Source organism: Siccirubricoccus phaeus (assembly GCF_008360935.1).
In the GTDB taxonomy this organism is placed as follows: Bacteria; Pseudomonadota; Alphaproteobacteria; order Acetobacterales; family Acetobacteraceae; genus Siccirubricoccus; species Siccirubricoccus phaeus.
In genome coordinates this window covers 1-21,877 of sequence record NZ_SRXO01000015.1, presented here as the reverse complement: position 1 = coordinate 21,877, position 21,877 = coordinate 1, and the positions used below count along the sequence as shown (strand labels likewise).

The window sequence follows — 21,877 nt, the reverse complement described above, 5'->3', positions numbered from 1 at the left end:
CTCTGCCTCGCATATTGAGACGGGCGAGGCGCTGCGAATTGGGGATGCCCGGATGCCGCGTTTCATCGCCTGCCTTCTCGCCCTGCTGCTGGCGGCCGCCCCGGGCCAGGCGGCCCCGCTGAGCGCCACCGAGATCCTCACCCAGTTCAACGCCGTGGTCGCCGGCACCTTCACCAGCCATCACGACGTGGAGGGCAGGCTGGTGGCCGGCACCATCCATGGCGGCGGCAGCACGCTCTACATCAAGCCGAATGCGGCCTCCGGCGCTTCGCCCTTCGCCGCGGTGAACGTCGTCAACATCACCGGCAGCGGGCGCATCAACGTCAATAACGGCGGCAACGTGAATTTCGCCGGCGGCCTTCCCGCCGATGCCGGCAGCCGCTTCAACCTGAATGGCGGCCACTTCGTCAGCCAGTCGCCCGGCTTCACCATCAGCGACTTCACCGCCCCGCTGGACGCGCTGCAGGCCCAGCTCTCCGGGATGACGGCGACCAGCGCCATCACCGGCACCGACCCCAACCTGATGAAGCTCACCGTGGTGCCGGGGTCCGACGGCATCGCGGTGTTCACCATCGCCGCCACCGACCTGGCGCGGCTGAACAATATCAGCTTCGTGGGCGAGACCGCGGCCGACACCATCATCATCAACGTGACGGGCGGCAGCTACACCCAGCCGGGCGGGCAGAATTTCAACGGCAGCGAATGGCTGAACCGGCACGTCATCTGGAATTTCGCGGATGCCACCTCGCTGAGCCTGAAATTCTGGCATGGCGCGATCCTGGCCGGGAAGGCGGCCGTCACCAACAGCTCGCCGCTGGAGGGCTTCCTCTACGCGAACAGCTTCAGCGGCGGCGGGGAGCTGCATGACTTCCCCTTCGCCGGGACGCTGGTCTCCGCCCCGCCGCCGGGCGCGGTGCCGGAGCCGGGCAGCGCGCTGATCCTCGCCCTCGGCCTGATGGGGCTGGCCGCCACGCTCCGGCGGCGCGCCCGGCAGCCGGCCGCCGCGCTGGCCTGAGGCCGCCGGGGCGCCCCCGCCGCGCGGCCAGGGCGCTGCTGCGACGACGGCCGCCGGACCCGCGGCCTGATAACCGGCGCCCGGAAGGGCAGGGGGCAGGCGGCGTCTGCCGGGCGCAAGGTCCGAGAGCGGCCCTGCCATGGGCCGCAGGTCCAATATCCGGTCCCGGTATCCGCGGCCGGGTCGCCGGCGGCGCGGTGGCCATGCCTCGGCGCCCGACGCATTTGGCGGTGCGGCCGCCGATGGGGGGACGCCCGGGCGTTCCCGCCCCGGCCCGATCCGCTTTAGGCTGGAGGCGAAGGAGACCCCCCGCCCATGCCCATCCCGCATCTGCCCCCGGAGACCTGGCGCTGGGACGCCGTGGACCTCGCCCGCGCCATCCGCACCGGCGCGGTCTCGGCGAAGGAGGCGGTGCAGGCGGCGCTGGACCGGCTGGAGGCGGCGAACCCCGCCATCAACGCCGTCGCCCAGCCGCTGCACGAGGCGGCCCTGGCCGCGGCGGAGGCCGCCGATGCGCGCCGCGCCCGGGGCGAGGCGCTGCCGCCCCTGCATGGCGTGCCGGTGACCACCAAGATCAATGTGGACCAGGAAGGCCTGCCCACCACCAATGGCTGCGCCCCGCTGAAGGACCTCATCGCGCCGGCGGACAGCGCGGTGGTGGCCAATCTGAAGCGGGCCGGCGCCGTCATCATCGGCCGCACCAACACCCCGGCCCTCTCCATGCGCTGGTTCACCGAGAACGCCCTGCATGGCAGGACGCTCAACCCCTGGAACGCGGGGCATACGCCGGGCGGCTCCTCCGGCGGCGCGGCGGCGGCGGTGGCGACGGGGATCGGCGCCATTGCCCATGGCAACGACCTCGGCGGCTCCATCCGCTACCCGGCCTATGCCTGCGGCGTGGCCGGCCTCCGCCCGAGCTTCGGCCGGGTGCCGGCCTTCAACCCGACCATGGCGGCGGAGCGGCCGCTTTCCGGCCAGCTCATGTCCACCCAGGGGCCGCTGGCGCGGCGGGTGCGGGATCTGCGCCTGGCGCTCTCGGTGATGGCGGCGGGCGATGCGCGCGACCCGTGGTGGATGCCGGCGCCGCTGGAGCACCCGCCGGCGCCGCGGCCGATCCGCGTCGCGCTCTGCGCCGATCCCGCGGGGAATGGGGTGCACCGGGAGGTGGCGGCGGCGGTGGCGCGCGCCGGGCGCATCCTGGAGGCCGCGGGCTATGCGGTGGAGGAGAAGGCGCCGCCGGAATTCGCCGAGACGGCGCGGGACTGGGACGCCTTCGCCCATGGCGAGGCCGGGGTGTTCATGGGCGAGGCCTTCGCGAAGCTGGCCGATGAAGGGGCGCAGGCGACCTATCGCTTCATGCTGACGCACACGCCGGATCTCGACATGGCGGGGTATATGAGGCTGGCCGCGCGGCGGACGGCACGGCAGCGGCAATGGGCGCTGTTCCAGCAGGACTATCCGCTGGTGCTCTGCCCGGTCTCGGCCGAGCCGCCCTTTCCGCAAGGGCTGGATGTGGCGGGGCAGCAGGGCTTCGACGCGGTGTACCGGGCGCAGCAGCCGCTGCTGGCGACGCCGCTGCTCGGCGTGCCGAGCGTGGCGGTGCCAACCGGGCTGACGGCGGCGGGGCTGCCGATGGGGGTGCAGATCATCGCGCCGAGATGGCGGGAGGATCTGGCGCTGGAGGCGGCGGAGGTGGTGGAGGGCGCCTGCCCGATGCCGACGCCGATCGAGGTGCGAGGCTAACTCCCGCCGGTCCAGCCCGTCGGGTTCCGAACTCACACCGGGGTCCGGCGGGGGCAGAGCCTCATATGCGCGAATGATGGGAGCTTCGCCCCCATGCCCCCGCCAGGGGCTCCGCCCCTGCACCCCGCCGGGGGGTGGACCACCCCCCGGACCCCGGTGGGAGTCCGCGGGTTAGAGCGTGATCGGTTGAGGTCGAATCGACCGAAACCGTGAAGCACGCGACCGAACAATGAGCTGGAGCGGGGCGGGTGAGCGCAGCTCAACCGATCCCGCTCTAGAGCAGATCGCCGGAGGGCGGCATCGCCCGGAGGCGTGAAGCTGCTCTACAATCCATAAGCTAGAGCGGTTTCGCGCTGCACAGTCAGCGTGAAACCGCTCTAGCGGAACACCGGCGGCGCGTCATCCTCCGGCAGGTCCGGCAGCGGCACCTCGATGCGCACCGTGCTCGGATCCACGCCCGAGCCCTTGTCGATCCAGTAGGTCACGCTCTCCGGCCAGATGATGGTGATGGCCACCAGCACCAATTGCAGCCCCACCCAGGGGATGGCGCCCCAGTAGATGTCGCTGGTCCGGACCTCCTTCGGCGCGATGCCACGCAGGTAGAACAGCGCGAAGCCGAAGGGCGGATGCATGAAGCTGGTCTGCATGTTCACGCAGATCAGCACCCCGAACCACACCAGGTCGATCCCGAGCTTCGCCGCCACCGGCGCCAGCAGCGGGATGACGATGAAGGCGATCTCGAAGAAATCGAGGAAGAAGGCCAGGAAGAAGATGAAGATCTGGCTGAAGATGAGGAAGCCCGTGGCGCCGCCCGGCAGGTGGGACAGCAGGTGCTCGATCCAGAGCGAGCCATCGACGCCCTGGAACACCAGGCTGAACACCGTGGCGCCGATCAGGATGAAGATCACCATGGCGGTGATGCGCATGGTGTTCTGCGTCGCCTGCCACAGCAGGTTCCAGGAGAAGCGGCGGTTGATGACCGCCAGCGCCACGGCGCCGACCGTGCCCATGGCGCCTGCCTCGGTCGGCGTGGCGAGGCCGAGGAAGATGGTGCCGAGCACCATGAAGATGAGGACGATGGAGGGCACCATGCCCTTCAGCACCCGCCACCAAAGCGCCCAGCCGCGCTGGGTCAGCGCCTCATCCGGCAAGGGCGGCACGCGGTGGGGGGAGATGATGCTGACGACGACGATATAGGCGATGAAGAGCAGCACCTGCAGGATGGAAGGGCCGATCGCGCCGGCATACATGTCCCCGACGCTCTTCCCGAGCTGGTCGCCCAGCACGATCAGCACCAGGGAGGGCGGGATGACCTGGGTGATGGTGCCGGAGGCCGCGATGACGCCGGTCGCGAGGCGCATGTCGTAGCCGTAGCGCATCATGATCGGCAGGCTGATCATGCCCATGGCGATGACGGAGGCGGCGACGGTGCCGGTGATGGCGCCGAGGATGGCGCCGACGATGATGACGGCATAGGCGAGGCCGCCCGGGATCTTGCCGAAGAGCTGGCCGGTGCCTTCCAGCAGATCCTCCGCCAGGCCGCAGCGTTCCAGGATGGCGCCCATCAGGGTGAAGAAGGGGATCGCCAGCAGCAGGTCGTTGGCCAGGATGCCGAAGACCCGCAGCGGCAGGTTGCCCAGATATTGCGGCCCGAAGAAGCCGAGCTCGATGGAGAGGAAGCCGAAGAACAGGCCGACCGCGGAGAGCGAGAAGGCGACCGGGAAGCCGATCAGCAGGAACACCACCAGCCCGCCGAACATCAGCGGCGGCATGATCTCGAGCGACATGGGGAAGGTGCCCTTCGCGGCCGGGGGTTACTGTTCGGGGCGGTGGTACTCGACCACCACCTCGGCCGAGGGCCGGATGCCCCGCAGCAGCGCGATGCGCTTGATGAGTTCGGAGAAGCCCTGCAGCGTCAGCAGGAAGAAGCCGACCGGCAGCAGGATCTTCACCGGCCAGCGCAGCAGCCCGCCGGCATTGGGCGAGCCTTCGTCGCGGACCCAGCTATCGACGAAGAAGGGCCAGGTCATCCAGGTGAGGAGGATGACGGCGGGCAGCATGAAGACGATGAAGCCGAAGACATCCACCCAGAGCCGCGCCCGCTCCCCCAGGCTGCCATAGACCAGGTCCACCCGCACATGCTCGTTCCTGAACAGCGTGTAGGAGGCGCCGAGCATGACGGTGGCGCCGAACAGGTACCACTGCACCTCCAGCCAGGCGTTGGAGCTGTAGGAGACGCCGTAGCGGATGAAGGCATTGCCGGCGGAGATCGCGCAGGACAGCAGCACGGCCCAGTCGGCCAGCTTGCCGACGAGGGAGTTGAGCCGGTCCACGCCCCGGCTGAAGGCGATCAAAGGACCCATTCGGGCTATGGCCTCCCTGGCAGGCGGCGCCGCTCAGCGGCGCTGCTGCTCCTGAGCGTGCATGAAATAGGCGAAATTGTCGAAGGTGCTCTCGGCGACGCGGAACCACTGGTACTGCACGTCGCGGAAGGCGCGCCAGTGGTCGTACACCTTCTTGAAGGCGGGGTTCTTCGCCGCGATCTCCTCATACAGCTCGAAGGTGGCGCGGTAGCAGGCCTGCATCACTTCCCGCGGGAAGGCGCGAAGCTGCGTGCCGCTGGCCACCAGCCGGCGCAGCGCCTGCGGGTTCTGCACGTCGTACTTCGCCATGGTCTCGATGGTGCTGTCGCGGCAGGCGGATTCCAGCGCGTCCTTGTAGAGCTGGGGCAGCTCCTCCCACTTCGCCTTGTTGACGTAGAAGGAGAGGTTCAGCGCGCCCTCCCACCAGCCCGGGTAGTAGTAGAAGGGGGCGACGCGGTTGAAGCCGAGCTTCTCGTCGTCATAGGGGCCGACCCATTCGGCGGCATCGATCGTGCCCTTCTCGAGCGCCGGGTAGATGTCCCCGCCGGCGATCTGCTGCGGCACCACGCCGAGCTTCTGCAGCACGTTGCCGGCGATGCCGCCGACGCGGAACTTCAGCCCGTTGAGGTCGGCGACGGTCTTGATTTCCTTGCGGAACCAGCCGCCCATCTGGGCGCCGGTATTGCCCGCGGGGAGGGAGACCATGCCGTAGCCGGCGAAGAATTCCTGCAGCACCTCCCGCCCGCCGCCGGCCTGCAGCCAGGCGTTGATCTGGCGCATGTTGAGGCCGAAGGGCATGGCGCCGTCGAAGGCGAAGGTCGGATCCTTGCCGACGAAGTAGTAGCTGGCGGTGTGCGCCGCCTCCACCGTGCCGTTCTGCACCGCATCGGCCACGGCGAGGCCGGGCACGATCTCCCCGGCGGCGAAGACGCGGATCTGGAATTTGTTGTCCGTCAGCGCGGCGACGCGGCGGGCGACGTGCTCGCCGGCGCCGTAGATCGTATCCAGGGATTTGGGGAAGGAGGAGGCGCAGCGCCAGCGGATCTCGGGCAGGGCGCCCTGGGCCAGGGCTGGGGTGGCCAAAGCAGCCGGCGCCGCCATCGCGCCGGCGACGAAACCTCGACGATTCATCGAACTTTCCACCCCTAGAATGGTTACAATTCCTGCTCGGCCATGGCCCGGGCCGTTCCTAATCCCTCAGCCGGCGAAAGTTAAGGCCCTGTTTCACGATGCCGGGAGTGCCGGGAGCGCCCCGGGGGCTTCGCGGGCGGGCATCGGGGGGGATACACTTGGCGAATGGAGTTCGGGCCTGAACAATCATGCTGACCGGCCTTGCCGCTGGCGTTGCCGCGCTGCTTCTCCTCGCCCTGGCGGCCCTGCCGCTGGGGCGTTTGCCATTCGTGGGACGAATGGTGCATGGCGGCTGCCTGGCGGTCTGCCTCTGGCTGGCCGGCGTGGCGCTGGCGGTGCTGCTGGGCGGGGAGGCGCCTACCCCCCTGGTCCTTCCCGTCGGCCCGCCCTGGGGCGCCGCGCTGCTGGCGCTGGACGGGCTTTCCGCCTGGTTCCTGCTGCTGCTCGGCCTGGTCGGGGCTGCCGCCTCCCTTTCCGGCATGGGGGCGGAGGCGCCGCCTTCCCTGCCCGCCTTCCCGCTCTTCCTCGCCGGCATGGTCCTGTCCCTGGGGGCGGGGGATGGCTTCACCCTGCTCTTCGGCTTCGAGCTGATGTCCTTCGCCTCCTGGGCCCTGGTCGCCGCGCGGCATGAGCAGGCGGAGAACCGGGCGGCGGCGCGGCTCTACCTGATCTTCGCCCTGGCCGCGGGGGCGGCGCTGGTGCCCGCCTTCGGGCTGCTGGCGGCGCATGCCGGCGGGGCGAGTTTCGCCCTGCTGCGAGCGGCGCCGCCGGAGGGCTGGCTGGCCGCCGCCGTGCTGCTGCTCGGGCTGATCGGGGCCGGGGCGAAGGCTGGGCTGGTGCCGCTGCATGCCTGGCTGCCGCTGGCGCATCCGGCGGCGCCCAGCCATGTCTCGGCGCTGATGTCCGGGGCGATGACCAAGGTCGCGCTCTATGTGCTGGCGCGGCTGCTGCTGGATCTCTGCGGCCCGGCGCAGCCTTCCTGGTGGGGGCTGCCGCTGATCGCCCTCGGCGCGCTCTCCGCGCTGCTGGGGGCGCTCAGGGCCAATCTGGAGGACGACACCAAGACGCTGCTGGCCTGCTCCACCATCGAGAATATCGGCGTCATCACCCTGGGCCTCGGCCTGGTGCTGGCCTTCCGCGGGGCGGATCTCGGCGGGCTGGCGGCGCTGGCCGCGGCGGCGGCGCTGCTGCATGCCATGACGCATGGGGTGTTCAAGACGCTGCTCTTCCTCTCGGCGGGCGCGGTGCTGCATGCCGCGGGCAGCCGGCGGATCGACCGGCTGGGCGGGCTGATCCATGCCATGCCGGCAACCGCCGCCTGCGCCTTGGTGGGGGTGGCGGCGGCGGCCTCCCTGCCGCCGCTCTCCGGCTTCGCCAGCGAGTGGCTGCTGCTGCAGGCGCTGCTGGCCGGGTGGCGGGTGCAGGAGATCGGCTTCCAGGTGGCCGCCGCGGCGGCGACGGCGATCGCCGCCATGGCGGCGGCGCTGGCGGCGGCGGCGATGCTGCGGCTGTACGGGCTGGTGTTCCTCGGCCGCCCGCGCAGCCCGCGCGGCGCCGGCGCGCATGAGGTGCAGGGGCCGGAGGCCTGGGCGCTATGGCTGCCGGCCGGGCTGACGGTGCTGTTCGGGCTGTTCCCCGGGGTGCTGGCGCAATTGGCGGCGCCGGCCGTCCAGGCCCTGGCCGGGGCGGCGGCGCGGCCGCCCGGCGGCTGGTGGCTGCTGCAGACTGGGGAGGGCGGGGCGGGCTACCGGCCGCTGGCCATCGCCCTGCTGCTGGGGCTGGTGGTGCTGGGGCTGTGGCTGTGGCGGCGGCAGGTGGCGCCCGGCGGCGCCCAGCGCGGGCCGGTGTGGAATTGCGGCTTCATCGACCCGCCGCCGCATCTGCCCTTCGGCGACCCCTTCACCCAGCCCACCGCCGGCGGCATCGCCCAGCCGCTGCGGCGCATGCTGGGGGTGCCGCTGTTTGCGGCGCGGGAGGCGGTGGAGATGCCCCGCCCGGGCGAGACCCGCGCGGCGCGCTACGAGGCCGGCTTCCAGGACCCCAGCCTGCCCCTGCTGCTGGCGCCCATCGCCCGGGCGCGGGAGGCGCTGGCAGCGCAGGCGGAGCGGCTGCGGGATCTGACCATCCGGCGCAACCTCTCCCTCGCCTTCGGCCTGCTGGTCGGGCTGCTGGCGCTGCTGGCCTGGCTGGAGGCGCGCTGAGCATGGCCTGGCTGGGCGCCATCCTCACGCAATTGCTGCATCTGGCCCTGGTGCTGGTGGCGGCGCCGCTGGTGGTGGGCGGCACGCGCTGGCTGAAGGCGCGGCTGATGGGGCGGCGCGGCCCGCACCCGCTGCAGCCCTGGCGGGATGTCCGCAAGTTGCTGCGCAAGCGGCCGCTGCTGGCGGAGAATGCTTCCGAGATTTCCGAGTTGGCGCCGCTGGTGGGCGCCGCCGCCTGCCTGCTGGCGCTGGCGATGGTGCCGAGCTTCGCGCATGGCATGCTGCTGGCGCCGGTGGGCGATCTGATCCTGCTGGCCGGGCTGCTGGCGCTCGCGCGCATGGCGCTGGCGCTGGCGGGGATGGATGTCGGCACCGCCTTCGGCGGGCTGGGGGCGGCGCGGGAGATGTCCTTCGCCGCCTTCGCCGAGCCGGCGCTGCTGCTCTGCGTGCTGACCTTCGCGATCCTGGCCGGCACCACCAACCTCGATGCCGTGGCGGTGCTGCTGCGGGATGGCAGCCTCGGCCTGCGCATCTCGCTGGGGCTGGCGGCGGTCGCGATGCTGGCGGTGGCGGTCGCCGAGAATGCCCGCATTCCGGTGGACAATCCGGCGACGCATCTCGAGCTCACCATGGTGCATGAGGCCATGCTGCTGGAAAGCAGCGGCTGGCACCTGGCGCTGTGGGAGGCGCAATCGGCGCTGCGGCTGACCCTGTGGTTCGCCCTGCTGGCGGCGATCTTCCTGCCCTTCGGCACGGCGCCGGCGGGGGCGGGGCCGCTGGCCTGGCTGCTGGGGCTGCTGGCCTGGGTGGCGAAGATGGCGGGGCTCTGCCTGGCGCTGGCGGTGTTCGAGAGCGCGATCGCCAAGATGCGGGTGTTCCGGGTGCCGGAATTCCTCGGCGCGGCGCTGCTGCTGGCGCTGCTGGCGGTGGCGCTGCTGTTCGTCTCGACGGGGTTGGCGTGATGCTTGGGGTGAGAGCGGATTTGGACTCCCTCCCCCGCTGGCGGGGGAGGGCTGGGGTGGGGGTGGTCTGGAGGGTGGGGGTGGTCTGGAGCGCTCGGGCATGCACCCCCACCCCGGTTGGACGCATGCGTTCAACCCCCCGCAGAGCGGGGGAGGGAGGTAGCGCCCTGCGCCGGGGTGCCGGCAAATGACCTTCGGCCAGCTCCCCTATGACGTCGCCCATCTGCTGGGCGGCTTCATGCTGCTGCTGTCCTTCGTCCTGCTGTATCAGCGCGGCGTCGCCGCGGTGGTGAACACCTTTGCCGCGCAGGGCGCCATACTGGCTGCGGCCGCCGCCTGGCAGGGTTTCGTGCAGGGCGCGCCGCAGCTCTACCTCACCGCCTTCATCGCCTTCGCCGCCAAGGCGGTGCTCATTCCCCTCGCGCTGCGCATCCTCATCCGCCGGCTGGACCTGCACCGCAATGTGGAGCCGGCGCTCGGCATCGGCCCCAGCATGATCGCGGGCGTCGCCCTGGTGGCGCTGGCCATCCTCGTCGTCCTGCCCATCACCGCCGGCAGCCGCGCCATCGCGCGGGAGGATCTGGCGCTGGCCCTGTCCGTCGTCCTGCTCGGCATGCTGATGATGATCACGCGGCGCAACGCCATCCTGCAGGTGGTGGGGCTGATGAGCCTGGAGAACGGCCTCATCCTCGCCGCGGTCGGCGTCGCCGGCATGCCGCTGGTGGTGGAGCTCTCCACCGCCGCGCTGGTGATGCTGCTGCTGGTCGTCGCCGGCGTCTTCGTTTTCCAGATCCGCGAGCGCTTCGACACGGTGGACACCGCCCTGCTGGAACCGCATCGCGGGGAGCAGCCCTGATGCCCCTTGGGATGCCGCTGCCCTGGCTGCTGGTCTTCCTGCCCTGGGCCGGCGCCATCGCCCTGGCGCTGCTGCCGCGGGAACGCCCGGCGGCGCTGCTGAACATCGGTGTTTCCGCCGCCAGCTTCCTGCTGGCGCTGGGCCTGCTGGTGCTGCCGGAGGGCGAGCAGGGCTGGACCCGGGTGGATGCGCTGAACACGCCGCTGCTGCTGCTCGGCTTCCTGATCGGCCTCACCACCGCCATCTTCTCCGCCGGCGACATCGCGGCGGAGCGCTTCGATGCGCTACGCCTCCGCGCCTATCACGCCGCCTTCCAGGGCTTCATGGGGGCGCAGGCCCTCGCTCTGCTCGCCGACAATATGGGCGTGATGTGGGTGGCGATCGAGATCGCCACCCTCGCCTCCGTGCTGATGGTCGCGGTGCATGGCACGCCGCCGGCGATCGAGGCGGCGTGGAAGCTGTTCATCCTGTGCGGCGTCGGCATCGCCCTGGCGCTGCTCGGCACCATCTTCCTCTATCTCGCGGCGCAGCCCTTCGTCGGGCACGGCGACAGCGGCCTCTCCTGGGCGGTGCTGAAGGGGCTGGCTTCGCGCTGCGATCCCGGGGTGCTGAACCTCGCCTTCGTCTTCCTGCTGGTGGGCTACGGCACCAAGGCCGGCCTCGTCCCGCTGCATGCCTGGCTGCCGGATGCCGAGGCGGAGGGGCCGATCTCCATCTCCGCCGTGCTGTCCGGCCTGCTGCTGAACGCGGCGCTGCATGCGGTGATCCGCGCCAAGGCGATCGTCGCGGCGCATCCGGGCACGGTGCCGCCGGGGCCCTACCTCATCGGGCTCGGCCTCGCCTCCGTGCTGCTGGCCGCCTTCGCGCTGTGGCGGCGGCATGATGCGCGGCGCTTCTTCGCCTGGAGCAGCATCCAGCATATGGGCCTCTCTGCCATCGCCTTCGGCCTGGGCGGGCCGGCGGCCAATCTGGCGGGGCTGCTGCACATGCTGGGCCATTCGCTATGCAAATCGGCAGTGTTCTTCGGTCTGGGCCATGCGGTGCGGCGGCGCGCCTCGCAGAAGATCGGCGACATCTCCGGCCTCATCGCCACCCATCCGGGGCTGGGCTGGGGGCTGGCCGTCGCCATCGGCGCCGTGGCGGGGCTGCCGCCCTTCGCCCTCTTCGCCAGCGAATTCGCGCTGCTGACGGAGATGGTGGGGCGGCACTGGTGGCTGAGCCTCCCGCTCGGCATCGGCGTGCTGGTGGCGGCCTCGGCCAAATTGCACACGCTGCAGCTCCTCTGCTTCGGCGAGGCGCGGAAGGATGCGGCGCCGCCCCCCGGCGCGGCGGCCTGGACGCTGGTGCCGCTCTGGCTGCATCTCGCCGTGGCGCTCTGGCTGGGCATGGCGCTGCCGGGCTGGGCGCGGGCGCTGCTGGCCGCGGGGGCGGAGATACCGGGATGAGCCCGTTCGAGATCCTGGCCGCGGGCGCCGCGCAGCCCTGCCGCCCGCATCCGCGCCACCTGCTCTCCGCGGCGCAATGGGCGGCGCTGGTCCAGGCGCTGGTGGCGGCGCCGGAGGTGGAGCTGCTCGGCCTCTGGGCCGAGCCGCAGGCGGTGCATGCGGCGCTGCGCGACTCCGCCGGCGCCGGGCGGCTGGGCATCGCCAGCCTCGCCGTGCCGGAGGGGCGCTACCCGGCGCTCTCCCCCGTCCGGCCCGGGGCGGTGCGGTTCGAGCGGATGATTCGCGACCTCTGGGGCCTGGTGGCGGAGGGCGCCGTCGATCTGCGCGCCTGGCTGGACCATGGCCGCTGGCCGCTGGTCGGGCCGCTGGCGGCAAGGCCGGCCGCCAACGCCCTGACGCCGCCCCAGCCGGAATTCCTGCCGGTGGAGGGGGAGGGGGTGCACCAGATCCCGGTCGGGCCGGTGCATGCCGGCATCATCGAGCCGGGGCATTTCCGCTTCCACGTCCAGGGCGAGACGGTGGTGCGGCTGGAGGAGCGCCTCGGCTATCTGCACAAGGGCATCATCGGGCTGATGCTGGGCAAGCCGGCCCGGGTGGCGGCGCGCTTCATCGCCCGGCTCTCCGGCGATTCCACCGTGGCGCATGCCTGGGGTTTCGCGATGGCGGTGGAGGCGGCGCTGGAGGCGGCGGTGCCGCCCCGTGCCGTGGCGCTGCGGGCGCTGATGGCGGAGCTGGAGCGGATCCACAACCACCTGAACGACTGGGGCTTCGTCTGCAACGACGCCGCCTTCGCCTGGCCGCACGCCGCCTGCGGCGCGCTGCGGGAAGGGGTGCTGCGGGCCTGCGATGCCGGTTTCGGCCACCGGCTGATGATGGACCGGGTCATCCCGGGTGGGGTGGCGCTGGATCTGGCGCCGGGCGGGGCCTCGGCCATCGCGGCGGCGCTGGCGGCGGTGCGGGCGGAGCTGCCGGGGCTGCTCGCCGTCTATGAGAGCCATGCCAGCCTGCAGGACCGGGTGGTGGGCACCGGCCATGTGGCGCCGGAGCTGGCGGCGCGCTTCGCCGCCGGCGGGCATGTCGGCCGTGCCTCCGGCCGCGGCTTCGATGCGCGGCTGGCGGCGCCCTACGCACCCTATGACCGGCTGCGGCCGGAGATGCCGGTGCTGACCGCCGGCGATGTCGATGCCCGGGTGCGCATCCGCATCGCCGAGCTGGCGGACTCCCTCCGCCTGGTGGAGACCCTGCTGGCCGAGCTGCCGCCGGGCGAGCTGGCCTCGCCCCTGCCGCAGCGCGCCGGCGAGGGGCTGGGGCTGGTGGAAGCCTTCCGCGGCGAGTGCCTGCACCATGTGGTGCTGGACGACAGCGGGCTGGTGCGCGCCGCCTTCCCCCGCGATGCCTCCTGGCTGCAATGGCCGCTGCTGGAGGCCGCCGTCGAGGGCAACATCGTCGCGGACTTCCCGCTCTGCAACAAGAGCTTCAACTGCTCCTATAGCGGGGTCGATCTGTGATGCCGGAATTCGAGCGGGCCATCCCGGTGCTGCGCATCTTCGACCTGACGAAGGCGCGGGAATTCTACGTTGATTTCCTCGGCATGGCCTGGGATTGGGAGCATCGCTTCGCGCCCGACCTGCCGGTCTTCGCCCAGGTCTCGCGCGGGGGGCTGTTGCTGTTCCTCAGCGAGCATTTCGGCGATGGGACGCCGGGGACGAAGCTCATCCTGCGCATGACGGGGCTGGAGGAATTCCAGGCGGAGCTGCTGGGGAAGCAGTACCGCCATGCCCGGCCGGGGATCGAGAAGCGGCCCTGGGGCTGGCGGGACATGTCCATCGCCGACCCCTTCGGCAATGTGCTGGTGTTCAGCGAATGCGTCGAGGAGGCTGCCTGATGCTCTGGCCCCGGCTGGCCCGCAACCTGGTCCGCAAGCCGCTGACCGACCCGGCGCCGCCCGTGCAGCCGGAGCTGACCCAGGCGCTGGTGGAGCGGCTGGAGGCGGCGGCGCGGCGGCGGCTCGGGCGGAGCCTCGCCATCCGCCAGGTCGATGCCGGCTCCTGCAACGCCTGCGAGCTGGAGATCAATGCGCTGAACAATGTGGTGCACGATCTGGAGCGCTTCGGGCTGCGCTTCGTCGCCAGCCCGCGCCATGCCGATGTGCTGCTGGTGACCGGCCCCCTGACCCGCAACATGCGGGAGGCGCTGGAGCGCACATGGGCCTGCACGCCGGACCCCAAATGGCTGGTGGCGGTGGGCGACTGCGCCGTGGATGGCGGCGTCTTCAAGGGGAGCTATGCCGTGGAGGGCGGGATCGACGCGGCGCTGCCAGTCGATCTCGTCATCCCCGGCTGCCCGCCGAGCCCGACGCAGATGCTGGAGGGGCTGCTGGCGCTGCTGGAGGCGGAGGCGGGGTAGGGGGCTGCCCTACATGCCGCGCCGATCTTGCCAGGTCTCCGGTGAGCACCCCGGTAGGGCCAAGGGTCAGGACCCGAAAAGCCGCGGGTCGAGCCTGACCGGCATCTCCGGCCCGACCGAGATGCGGGCAGCATCCGGGTGATCCGGATTCACCACGGCGTTCTCATCGAGCCCGCCGGTGACGACCGAGGGAACGATCAGGAGGGCCGATCGCCGCTCCTGCAGCCAGGTCTTGCCGAAGGCCTGGGCGACCGCGACGTCGAGCGGGTTGCCCCATCCGGCATGCAGCTCGGGCTGGAAGATCTCGCGGGAAACGTTCGGGGGAACCAGCGCTTCGACATAGCGCGCGGCACTCGGCGGCGCCCTGCGGTTGGCATGGACCAGGATTGCGAGGAGGCAGACGGCGAAGCTCCCACCGGCATAGATGGCCGGCAGGCCGGGCGGTTCCAGCGCTGACCGAAGCGTCGGGCGCCCTCCCCGGACCAGATCGGATGCGCGCCGGTGACGATGCGCCAGAGGCGGAGCGGGGCTGCGCTCAGAGGGCGAGGCCGTATTCGAGCGCGTTGAGAAGCTGCTCGACGCGGCGGGCGCCGAGATCGGTCCTGGAAGCCTCGATCGGGCTGCGCCCGTCCAATTGCGGGTGCGGCGTCGTCATGAACCCGCGCGCCTCCACCTCCGTGCCGAGGGCGCGGCGCGCATGCACGAAGAGCCGGGCGACCCGCTCCGTCCGCTCGCTCTCCTGCGGCGAGAGCTGCGTCTCGCGGCGTTCGAGGGTGGTCTTCGGCACCAGGCCCCATTCCAGGGTGGCGATCTTCGACTTGTCGCCCCCGGCCAGGCGCTCGGCGACATGCCGCAGGGCGTTGCGGGGAAGGCCGCGTTCCACCGCCTTCTCGATCAGGACGGGGGAGAGGGAAGCAAGCTCTGCCTCCTTGAAATCGGGCTCCTTGAAATCGGGGGGCGGCTCCCGGAAGCCCTTGGCCCGATAGGCTCGGCCGATCGGCCTGCCTGCCTCGGCCTCGACCATCCGGACCCAGGTGCCTCCGGCGTCGATGACGAAGCCCGCCTCTGGAGGGCCGGCAGGCGATCTGGTGCTTCTTGCAGCCCGGGCCGCCGAGGCGCCACTTTCCACGCCCAGAAAGGCGATGCCCAAGATCTCCGCAACGGCCTTGGCGTCGTAATCCGTCAGCATCTCGCCTGACCTTGACCAGTTGGGCAAAGATGGCGGTCCAAATGGGGAAACGCAGGGGCGTATGGCCCGGGCTGCGGCGACGCCCGGCCTTCGACAGCCGGTGCGTCGAGGCCCCTGCCTGGCTCACAGACGGTTGCAGAATACCAACGGAATTCGCGCCGGGGACCGGAAAAGAAGACGGGCCGGCCGGATTGCTCCAGCCGGCCCGGTGGCTGCCCGAAGGCTGCCAGTCTGACAGCGGCTTGCCGGGAAATAGCCGCTGCCGAACGCCGCCCGTCCGAACTTCCCATCCCAGAAGCACTGGCACCGGAAGCATCAGGACGACGGCAGGCACTCTGCCGCGGGGCGCCTCTACGGGAGGTGTGGCGGGGCTTACAATGCCGCAATCCGTAGCAGGCTGCCGGTCACGGCGCGGCCAGCGCGGCCTCCACCGCCCCGGCCAGGGCGAAGAGCGCGGCATCGCCCATGGTCTCGCCGGTGAGCATGAGGCCGACCGGCGCCTCGCCCGGGCGGTGGATGGGCAGGCTGATGCTGCAGCGGTCGAGGAAATTCCACGGCGCGGTATTGCGCAGCAGCAGCAGGTTGATGCGGTTATAGGCCGCTTCCTCCGCCACCGCCGCGATCGGCGGCGGCACCAGCGGGCAGGTCGGGCCGATCACCGCGTCGAAATCCGCGGTGCGGGCATTCACCGCAGCGGCCAGCCGGGCGCGGTGGGCGAGCAGGTCCAGGTAGTCGGCGGCCGACATCCGCTCGCCGCGGCGGATGCGGGCGAGGATGCGGGGGTCGTAGCCCTCGGCCCGCGCGGCGATGAGCTGGCGGTGCCAGGCATAGGCCTCGGAGGCGGCGAAGCCGCCCGTGGCATTCACCATCGGCAGCTCGTGCATCTCCGGCAGGTCCAGCATCTCGATCCGCGCCCCGGCGGCGGAAAGGCGGGCGAGGGCGCGCTGGAAGGTGTTGGCGACGGCGGGGTCCATATCCTCCGTCAGGAAGGTGCCGCGCGGCAGGGCCAGGCGCAGCCCGGCGACCGGGCGGTGGCGGAGCGGGGCGGGGCGTTCCTCGCCGGCGATCACCGCATCCAGCAGATGGCAGCAGGCGACGCTGCGGGCCAGCGGCCCGACCGAATCGAGCGAGGGGGAGAGGGGCAGCACGCCGGCGATCGGCACCCGCCGCGCCGTGGGCTTGTACCCGACCACGCCGCAGAGCGCGGCGGGGATGCGGCAGGAGCCGCCGGTATCCGTGCCCAGCCCGCCGAAGCCCATATGGTCCGCCGCCGCGACGCCGGCGCCGGAGGAGGAGCCGCCGGGCAGCCTGCCGGTGGCGCGGTCCCAGGGGCTTTTCGGCGTGCCGTGATGCGGGTTCACGCCGAGGCCGCTGAAGGCGAATTCCACCATGTTGGTGCGGCCGATGACGATGAAGCCCTGCCGCCGCAGCCGCGCCACCACCGGCGCGTCCTGCGCCGCGGGCCGGGCGTCCCGCAGCACGGTGGAGCCGGCCGGGGTGGGGTGGCCGTGCTCGTCGAACAGATCCTTCACCGTGATGGGGATGCCGGCCCAGGGCGAGGGCGCGCGCCCGGCATGGCGCAGCGCGTCCATCGCCCGGGCTTCCGCGCGGGCGGCCTCGGCATGCACGGCGGTGAAGGCGCGCGCGCCCTCCCCGGCGGGGTCGGCGATGCGCTCCAGCGCGGCATCGACCAGGGCGAGGGCGGAGATGCGGCCGGCGGCCAGCGCGGCCGCGGCATCGGCGATGTGCTGCATGCCGGGATGCTGGCCATTAAGCGCCTGGCGAGCAAGCTCGGCGGGTTGAACCCGCGGCTTCCGGACTCAGACCGGGGTCCGGGGGGTGGTCCACCCCCCGGCGGGGGTGCAGGGGGCAGCGCCCCCTGCCGGAGGCACCGCCCCCGTCAGTCGTCATTCGCCGGCGGATTCCGGGCGACTTCCTCCATGGCCAGGGGGAAGAGGGCTGCTCCGATCATCCAGCCTTCGAGCAGGAGGAAGGCTTGTTCCGGCATATCCATGGCAGCAATCCCGGTTGCCGGGACAGCAATGCGGCCGGATGGGAAAAGTTCCCTCTCCTAGAGCGGGATCGGTTGAGCCGCGCTCACCCGCCCCGCTCTAGCTCATTGTTCGGTCGCGTGATTCACGGTTTCGGTCGATTCGACCTCAACCGATCACGCTCTAGTGGATTTCCGGTTCCGGCGTCGCCGGCCCGTGTTCCAGGAAGTCGTAGTCGCAGCCCTCATCGGCCTGGCGGACATGCGCCAGATGCAGCGCGGTCCAGCCGCGGGCGTAGCGCGGCGGCGGCGGGGTCCAGGCGGCGCGGCGGCGCTCCAGCTCGGCGGGCTCCACCAGCAGGTCCAGGCTGCGCTTCGGCACGTCCAGCCGGATGAGGTCGCCGGTGCGGACCAGCGCCAGCGGCCCGCCGACATGCGATTCCGGCGCCACGTGGAGGACGCAGGTGCCGTAGCTGGTGCCGGACATGCGGGCATCCGAGAGCCGGACCATGTCCCGCACCCCTTGCTGCAGCAGCTTCTTCGGGATGGGCATCATGCCCCATTCCGGCATGCCCGGCCCGCCCTGCGGCCCCGCCTGGCGCAGCACCAGCACGCTGTCCGGCGTCACGGGGAGGTCGGGGTCGTCGAGGCGGGCATTCATGTCGTTGTAATCCTCGAACACCACCGCCGGGCCGGTGTGCGAGAGCAGGCGCGGATCCGCCGCGCTGGTCTTGATGACGGCGCCGCGCGGGGCGAGCGAGCCGCGCAGCACGGCCACGCCACCTTCCGGCTGCAAGGGGCGGTCGAGCGGGCGGATGATCTCCTCGTTGAAGATCTCGGCGCCTTCCAGGTTCTCGCCCAGCGTGGCGCCGGTGACGGTGCGGGCGGAGAGATCCAGATAGGGGGCCAGCCGCGCGAGGAAGGCGCGGGCGCCGCCGGCATAGAAGAAATCCTCCATCAGGAAGGTGTCGCCATTCGGCCGGAGGTTGGCGATGAGCGGGGTGCGGCGGCTGATCGCGTCGAAACGGTCGAGGTCGAGCTGCAGCCCGGCGCGGCGCGCCATGGCGATGAGATGCGGGATGGCGTTGGTGGAGCCGCCGAACGCCATGGTGGCGGTGACGGCATTGTCCACGCTGCCCTGGGTCAGGAGGCGGGCGGGCGTCTCATCCTCCCACACCATCTCCACGATCCGCCGGCCCGCGGCTGTCGCCATGCGCGGATGCGCGGCATCGGCGGCAGGGATGGAGGAGGCGCCGGGCAAAGCGAGGCCGAGGGCTTCCACCGCCAGCATCATGGTGGCCGCGGTGCCCGCCGTCATGCAGGTGCCGAAGCTGCGGGCGATGCCGCTTTCCATGTCCTTCCACTGAGCCTGGCTGATGTTCCCGGCGCGCAATTCCGCATGGTACTTCCACACATCGCTGCCGGAGCCGAGCTTCCTGCCATGCCAATTGCCCGAAAGCATCGGGCCGGCGGGGACGAAGATGCAGGGCAGGCCGGCGGAAAGCGCGCCCATCACCAGGGCGGGCGGCGTCTTGTCGCAGCCGCCGAGCAGCACCAGCCCGTCGCAGGGATGGCTGCGGGCCAGCTCCTCCGTCTCCATCGCCAGCAGGTTGCGGTACAGCATGGAGGTGGGCTTCTGGTACTGCTCCGTCACCGGATGCGCCGGCAGCTCCACCGGGAAGCCGCCTTCCTGCCAGACGCCGCGCTTCACCTCCTCCGCCCGCGTGCGGAAATGCGCATGGCAGACGGAGAGATCGGACCAGGTGTTGATGATGCCGATGACCGGCTTGCCGCGGAAATCCTGCTCGGCAAGGCCGGTCTGCAACAGGCGGGAGCGATGGCCGAAAGCGCGAAGGTCATCCACCCCGAACCAGCGATGGCTGCGGAGCTGCTCTGGGGTCTTGCGGGGCATCATTGTCTCCTGGCGACGGCTGGGTGCCGAGAGGGGCGTCGTGCCGTAAGGCGCGCCTGCGGCGCGATCCCCTCTCTCACATCGGACGCAGTGCGTCCGATCCCGCCAAAGGCCGAAGGGCCTTTGGAAACCATGAGTTTGGGCCGCGCGAGAACAACCCGCAACGGGCGGGAGCTACTCCGCCGCCCGCAGCGCCGGCGTGGCAAGCAAGGGCACCGCGCCGGGCAAGGCATCGCCCTTCCACAGCGCCCCCAGCAACGCCTCCGCCGCCGCGGCGCCCACGGCCGGCACGGACAGTTCACGGAATTTCTCCGAAAGCTCCGCATCGGACAGCGGCGCATCCGGGTCGCCCTTGCGGGTCGGCTGATAGCGGAACAGCTCCCGCCCATCCTGCAGCGCGATGCTGACCTTGGCGGCGCGGCGGCCGGGATAGTCCTTGGCCAGCTCGGGGTCCAGGCTGACCGAGACCTTCGGCATCACCGCCCGGATCGCCGGATTCGCCAGGTTCTCCGGCGTGAAGGCGGCGATGCGGACGCCGCCCAGCACCAGCATCGCGCCGATGCAGTATTGCGCGGAGAAGCGCGCCTCCTGCTCGGTGTTCACCACCGGGCGGTCGCAGACATCCTTGGTGGCGGAATAGCCGCCCAGATGGATGCGCGCCACGTCCTCCGCCTTGAAGCCATGCTCCGCCTGGAGGTCCCGCACCGCATCCAGACCGGCAAAGATATGGCCGCAGCAGCCATGGTTCTTGAAGGTCATCTCGGTGATGCAGATGCGCCGGTCCAGATCGGCCAGCGCCTTGTCCCACTTGCCGGTATCCTCGCTGGTGGCGGCGGCGAAGCCGACCGGGCCATGCAGTACGTCCAGCGCGCCGGTCACGCCCGCCGCGGCGCCGATGGCGGCCAGCGCGCCGGCATCCGCGGCATGGCCGGGATGCAGCGGCTTGCTCATGCCGTCGCTGCGGAAGGCCTGCTGCAAGCCGCCGGCGAAGGTCGCGGCGGTGGCGATGGCATGCGCCACGCGCTGAGCGTCGCAGCCCAGCAGCAGCGCCACGGCGGCGGCGGCGCCGAAAGTGCCGACCGTGCCGGTGGTGTGCCAGTATTTGTAGTGGCTGGGCTGCACCGCCATGCCGATGCGGCAGGAAACCTCATAGCCCGCGGTGATGGCGCGCAGCAGCTCTTCCAAGGTCGCGCCCTGGGCCTGGGCGGCGGCCAGCGCGGCGCCGATGGTGGGGCAGCCCGGATGGTAGCCGGCATCGCGGAAGATGTCGTCGAACTCCACCGTATGGCTGGCGGTGGCGTTGATCAGCGCGGCGTGGCGCAGCGGCCCCGGCTTGCCGTCCACATAGCAGATCGCCTTGCCCGGCCCGCGCTCCGCCGCCATGGCGGCAGCCAGCAGCGTGGCGGGCGGGAAGGAACAGCCCGGCAGCAGCGCCGCGAACCAGTCGATCAGCGCCCGCCGCGCGTGGTGCGCGACCTCCGGCGCGAGCGGACGGGTACGCCAGGACGCGGCGTGCTCGGCGAGGGTGAGGAGCGGGTTGTCCACCATATGCGATGCCTCCTGTTGTGCCATCCGATTCACGCTCCGGGCCCGTTGGCGGCGGTGCTGCCAACCCCTCCGCGATCGGATGGCGCTACGCGTTGCCGCGCAGCACCTCCTGGTTGATGACCACGTCGGGGTCCAGCTTGCCGGCGAAGACCTGCAGGATGCTCTCGGCGCAGGAGAGCGCCATGCGCCGCAGCCCCTGCTCCGTCGCCGCGGCGGAATGCGGGGTGAGGATGACGTTGGGCAGCTTCAGCAGCGGGTTGTCCGGCGTCGCCGGCTCATCCCAGAACACGTCGAGGCCGGCGGCGGCGAGATGGCCGCTGCTCAGCGCCCCGGCCAGCGCCTTCTCCTCCACCAGCGTGCCGCGGGCGGTGTTGATGAAGACGCCGCCCTGCTTCATCGAAGCCAGGAACTCGCCATTCACCATGCCGCGCGTCGCGGCGCTGCTCGGCACATGCACCGTCACCACATCCGCCTCGGCCAGGGCGGCCGCCAGGTCCTTCACCGGAATGAAGCCGGCGCCCTTGATGGTGTTCTGTGGAATGAAGGGATCGCGCACCAGCACCTTCATGCCGAAGGCGTGGCACAGCCGCGCCACGCGCCCGCCGATGCGGCCGAAGCCCAGCACCAGCACGGTGCGGCCGCCGAGGTCGAAGGTGGCCGGCACCGGCGGGCTGCTCCAGCGCAGCTCGCGCGTCGCGCGGTCGTAGAACGCCGTCTGCCGGGCGATGTTCAGCAGTAGCATCATCGCATGCTCGGCGACGCTCTGCGCATTGGCATCCGGCGTCACGGTCAGCGGGATGCCGCGCTCGGTCAGCGCCGGCACATCCACCGCGTCATAGCCCACGCCATGGCGGGCGACGATGCGGAGGTTCGGCGCATGCGCCAGGAAGGCGCGGTTGATCGGGGTGGCGCGGACGATCACCGCCTCCGCCTTCGGCATGCTGGCGGCGATGGTGGTCGCGTTCACCGGGTCCAGCACCTCCACCGTGCAGCCGCCTTCCCGCAGCTTCTCCAGCGCTTCGGGGTGGACGGGGCGGAGGCAGACGACATGCGGCATGGGCTTGTCCTTCGGCGGGGGGCGGGCGGGGGCGGCGGGCCCCCACGCGCGGCGGCCGC

At 71.5% G+C, this 21,877-nt stretch carries 18 protein-coding genes; 9 read left to right on the top strand and 9 right to left on the bottom strand.

What is annotated here, in order from left to right:
- The first annotated feature begins 52 nt into the window (after window positions 1–52).
- Window positions 53–1,015 (top strand): choice-of-anchor A family protein, encoded by a 963-nt coding sequence (locus E5N76_RS19595; RefSeq protein ID WP_149539118.1) that lies wholly within the window; start codon window positions 53–55, stop codon window positions 1,013–1,015.
- A gap of 315 nt (window positions 1,016–1,330) precedes the next feature.
- Window positions 1,331–2,758 carry an amidase gene (locus E5N76_RS19590; protein WP_149539017.1) on the top strand — a complete coding sequence of 476 codons (1,428 nt, stop codon included), beginning with the start codon at window positions 1,331–1,333 and terminating at the stop codon, window positions 2,756–2,758.
- 377 nt (window positions 2,759–3,135) lie between these two features.
- Here E5N76_RS19590 and E5N76_RS19585 read toward each other — a convergent pair whose 3' ends face one another.
- From E5N76_RS19585 to E5N76_RS19575, 3 genes are read right to left on the bottom strand one after another with little or no spacing between them, the layout of a single operon-like run.
- Entirely contained in the window at window positions 3,136–4,545 is a 1,410-nt protein-coding gene (locus E5N76_RS19585; protein ID WP_149539016.1) for a TRAP transporter large permease, read from the bottom strand.
- A gap of 27 nt (window positions 4,546–4,572) precedes the next feature.
- Window positions 4,573–5,121 (bottom strand): TRAP transporter small permease subunit, encoded by a 549-nt coding sequence (locus E5N76_RS19580; protein ID WP_149539015.1) that lies wholly within the window; start codon window positions 5,119–5,121, stop codon window positions 4,573–4,575.
- A gap of 33 nt (window positions 5,122–5,154) precedes the next feature.
- A complete protein-coding gene (locus tag E5N76_RS19575; protein WP_149539014.1) occupies window positions 5,155–6,252 on the bottom strand; it encodes a TRAP transporter substrate-binding protein in 1,098 nt (365 codons plus the stop codon).
- Window positions 6,253–6,440: 188 nt separating this feature from the next.
- Here E5N76_RS19575 and E5N76_RS19570 point away from each other — a divergent pair, with 188 nt between their 5' ends.
- The 7 genes from E5N76_RS19570 (at window position 6,441) to E5N76_RS19540 (ending at window position 14,122) form a co-directional block, all read left to right on the top strand.
- A complete protein-coding gene (locus E5N76_RS19570) occupies window positions 6,441–8,453 on the top strand; it encodes a proton-conducting transporter transmembrane domain-containing protein (protein ID WP_149539013.1) in 2,013 nt (670 codons plus the stop codon).
- A 2-nt stretch (window positions 8,454–8,455) separates the two neighbouring features.
- Window positions 8,456–9,415, top strand: a complete 960-nt coding sequence (locus E5N76_RS19565) for a respiratory chain complex I subunit 1 family protein (RefSeq protein WP_149539012.1) — start codon at window positions 8,456–8,458, stop codon at window positions 9,413–9,415.
- Between the two features lie 187 nt (window positions 9,416–9,602).
- Complete coding sequence (locus E5N76_RS19560) at window positions 9,603–10,271, top strand: hydrogenase-4 component E (protein ID WP_149539011.1); 669 nt, start codon at window positions 9,603–9,605, stop codon at window positions 10,269–10,271.
- Window positions 10,271–11,716, top strand: coding sequence for a hydrogenase 4 subunit F (locus E5N76_RS19555; protein WP_149539010.1), 1,446 nt, complete (start codon window positions 10,271–10,273; stop codon window positions 11,714–11,716). The genes E5N76_RS19560 and E5N76_RS19555 overlap by 1 nt, the downstream gene beginning before the upstream one ends.
- Window positions 11,713–13,224 carry a hydrogenase large subunit gene (locus E5N76_RS19550; protein WP_149539009.1) on the top strand — a complete coding sequence of 504 codons (1,512 nt, stop codon included), beginning with the start codon at window positions 11,713–11,715 and terminating at the stop codon, window positions 13,222–13,224. The genes E5N76_RS19555 and E5N76_RS19550 overlap by 4 nt, the downstream gene beginning before the upstream one ends.
- On the top strand, window positions 13,224–13,601 hold the full coding sequence (locus tag E5N76_RS19545) for a glyoxalase superfamily protein (protein WP_187830280.1): 378 nt from the start codon (window positions 13,224–13,226) through the stop codon (window positions 13,599–13,601). The genes E5N76_RS19550 and E5N76_RS19545 overlap by 1 nt, the downstream gene beginning before the upstream one ends.
- Window positions 13,601–14,122: an NADH-quinone oxidoreductase subunit B family protein gene (locus E5N76_RS19540; RefSeq protein WP_149539007.1), complete on the top strand. Its 522-nt coding sequence runs from the start codon at window positions 13,601–13,603 to the stop codon at window positions 14,120–14,122. Before E5N76_RS19545 ends, E5N76_RS19540 begins: the two co-directional genes overlap by 1 nt.
- A 66-nt stretch (window positions 14,123–14,188) precedes the next feature.
- On the opposite strand, the gene E5N76_RS31405 is transcribed toward E5N76_RS19540, so the two are convergent.
- From E5N76_RS31405 to E5N76_RS19510, 6 genes are all read right to left on the bottom strand, one after another.
- Window positions 14,189–14,548: an RES family NAD+ phosphorylase gene (locus E5N76_RS31405; RefSeq protein ID WP_408021717.1), complete on the bottom strand. Its 360-nt coding sequence runs from the start codon at window positions 14,546–14,548 to the stop codon at window positions 14,189–14,191.
- Window positions 14,549–14,657: 109 nt separating this feature from the next.
- Complete coding sequence (locus E5N76_RS19530) at window positions 14,658–15,146, bottom strand: antitoxin Xre/MbcA/ParS toxin-binding domain-containing protein (protein ID WP_187830279.1); 489 nt, start codon at window positions 15,144–15,146, stop codon at window positions 14,658–14,660.
- A gap of 569 nt (window positions 15,147–15,715) precedes the next feature.
- Complete coding sequence (locus tag E5N76_RS19525; protein ID WP_149539005.1) at window positions 15,716–17,065, bottom strand: amidase; 1,350 nt, start codon at window positions 17,063–17,065, stop codon at window positions 15,716–15,718.
- Window positions 17,066–17,485: 420 nt separating this feature from the next.
- Window positions 17,486–19,213, bottom strand: coding sequence for an L-arabinonate dehydratase (araD, locus tag E5N76_RS19520; RefSeq protein ID WP_149539004.1), 1,728 nt, complete (start codon window positions 19,211–19,213; stop codon window positions 17,486–17,488).
- A gap of 174 nt (window positions 19,214–19,387) precedes the next feature.
- A complete protein-coding gene (locus E5N76_RS19515) occupies window positions 19,388–20,761 on the bottom strand; it encodes an MmgE/PrpD family protein (RefSeq protein ID WP_149539003.1) in 1,374 nt (457 codons plus the stop codon).
- 85 nt (window positions 20,762–20,846) lie between these two features.
- Complete coding sequence (locus E5N76_RS19510) at window positions 20,847–21,818, bottom strand: hydroxyacid dehydrogenase (protein WP_149539002.1); 972 nt, start codon at window positions 21,816–21,818, stop codon at window positions 20,847–20,849.
- Window positions 21,819–21,877: the final 59 nt, after the last annotated feature.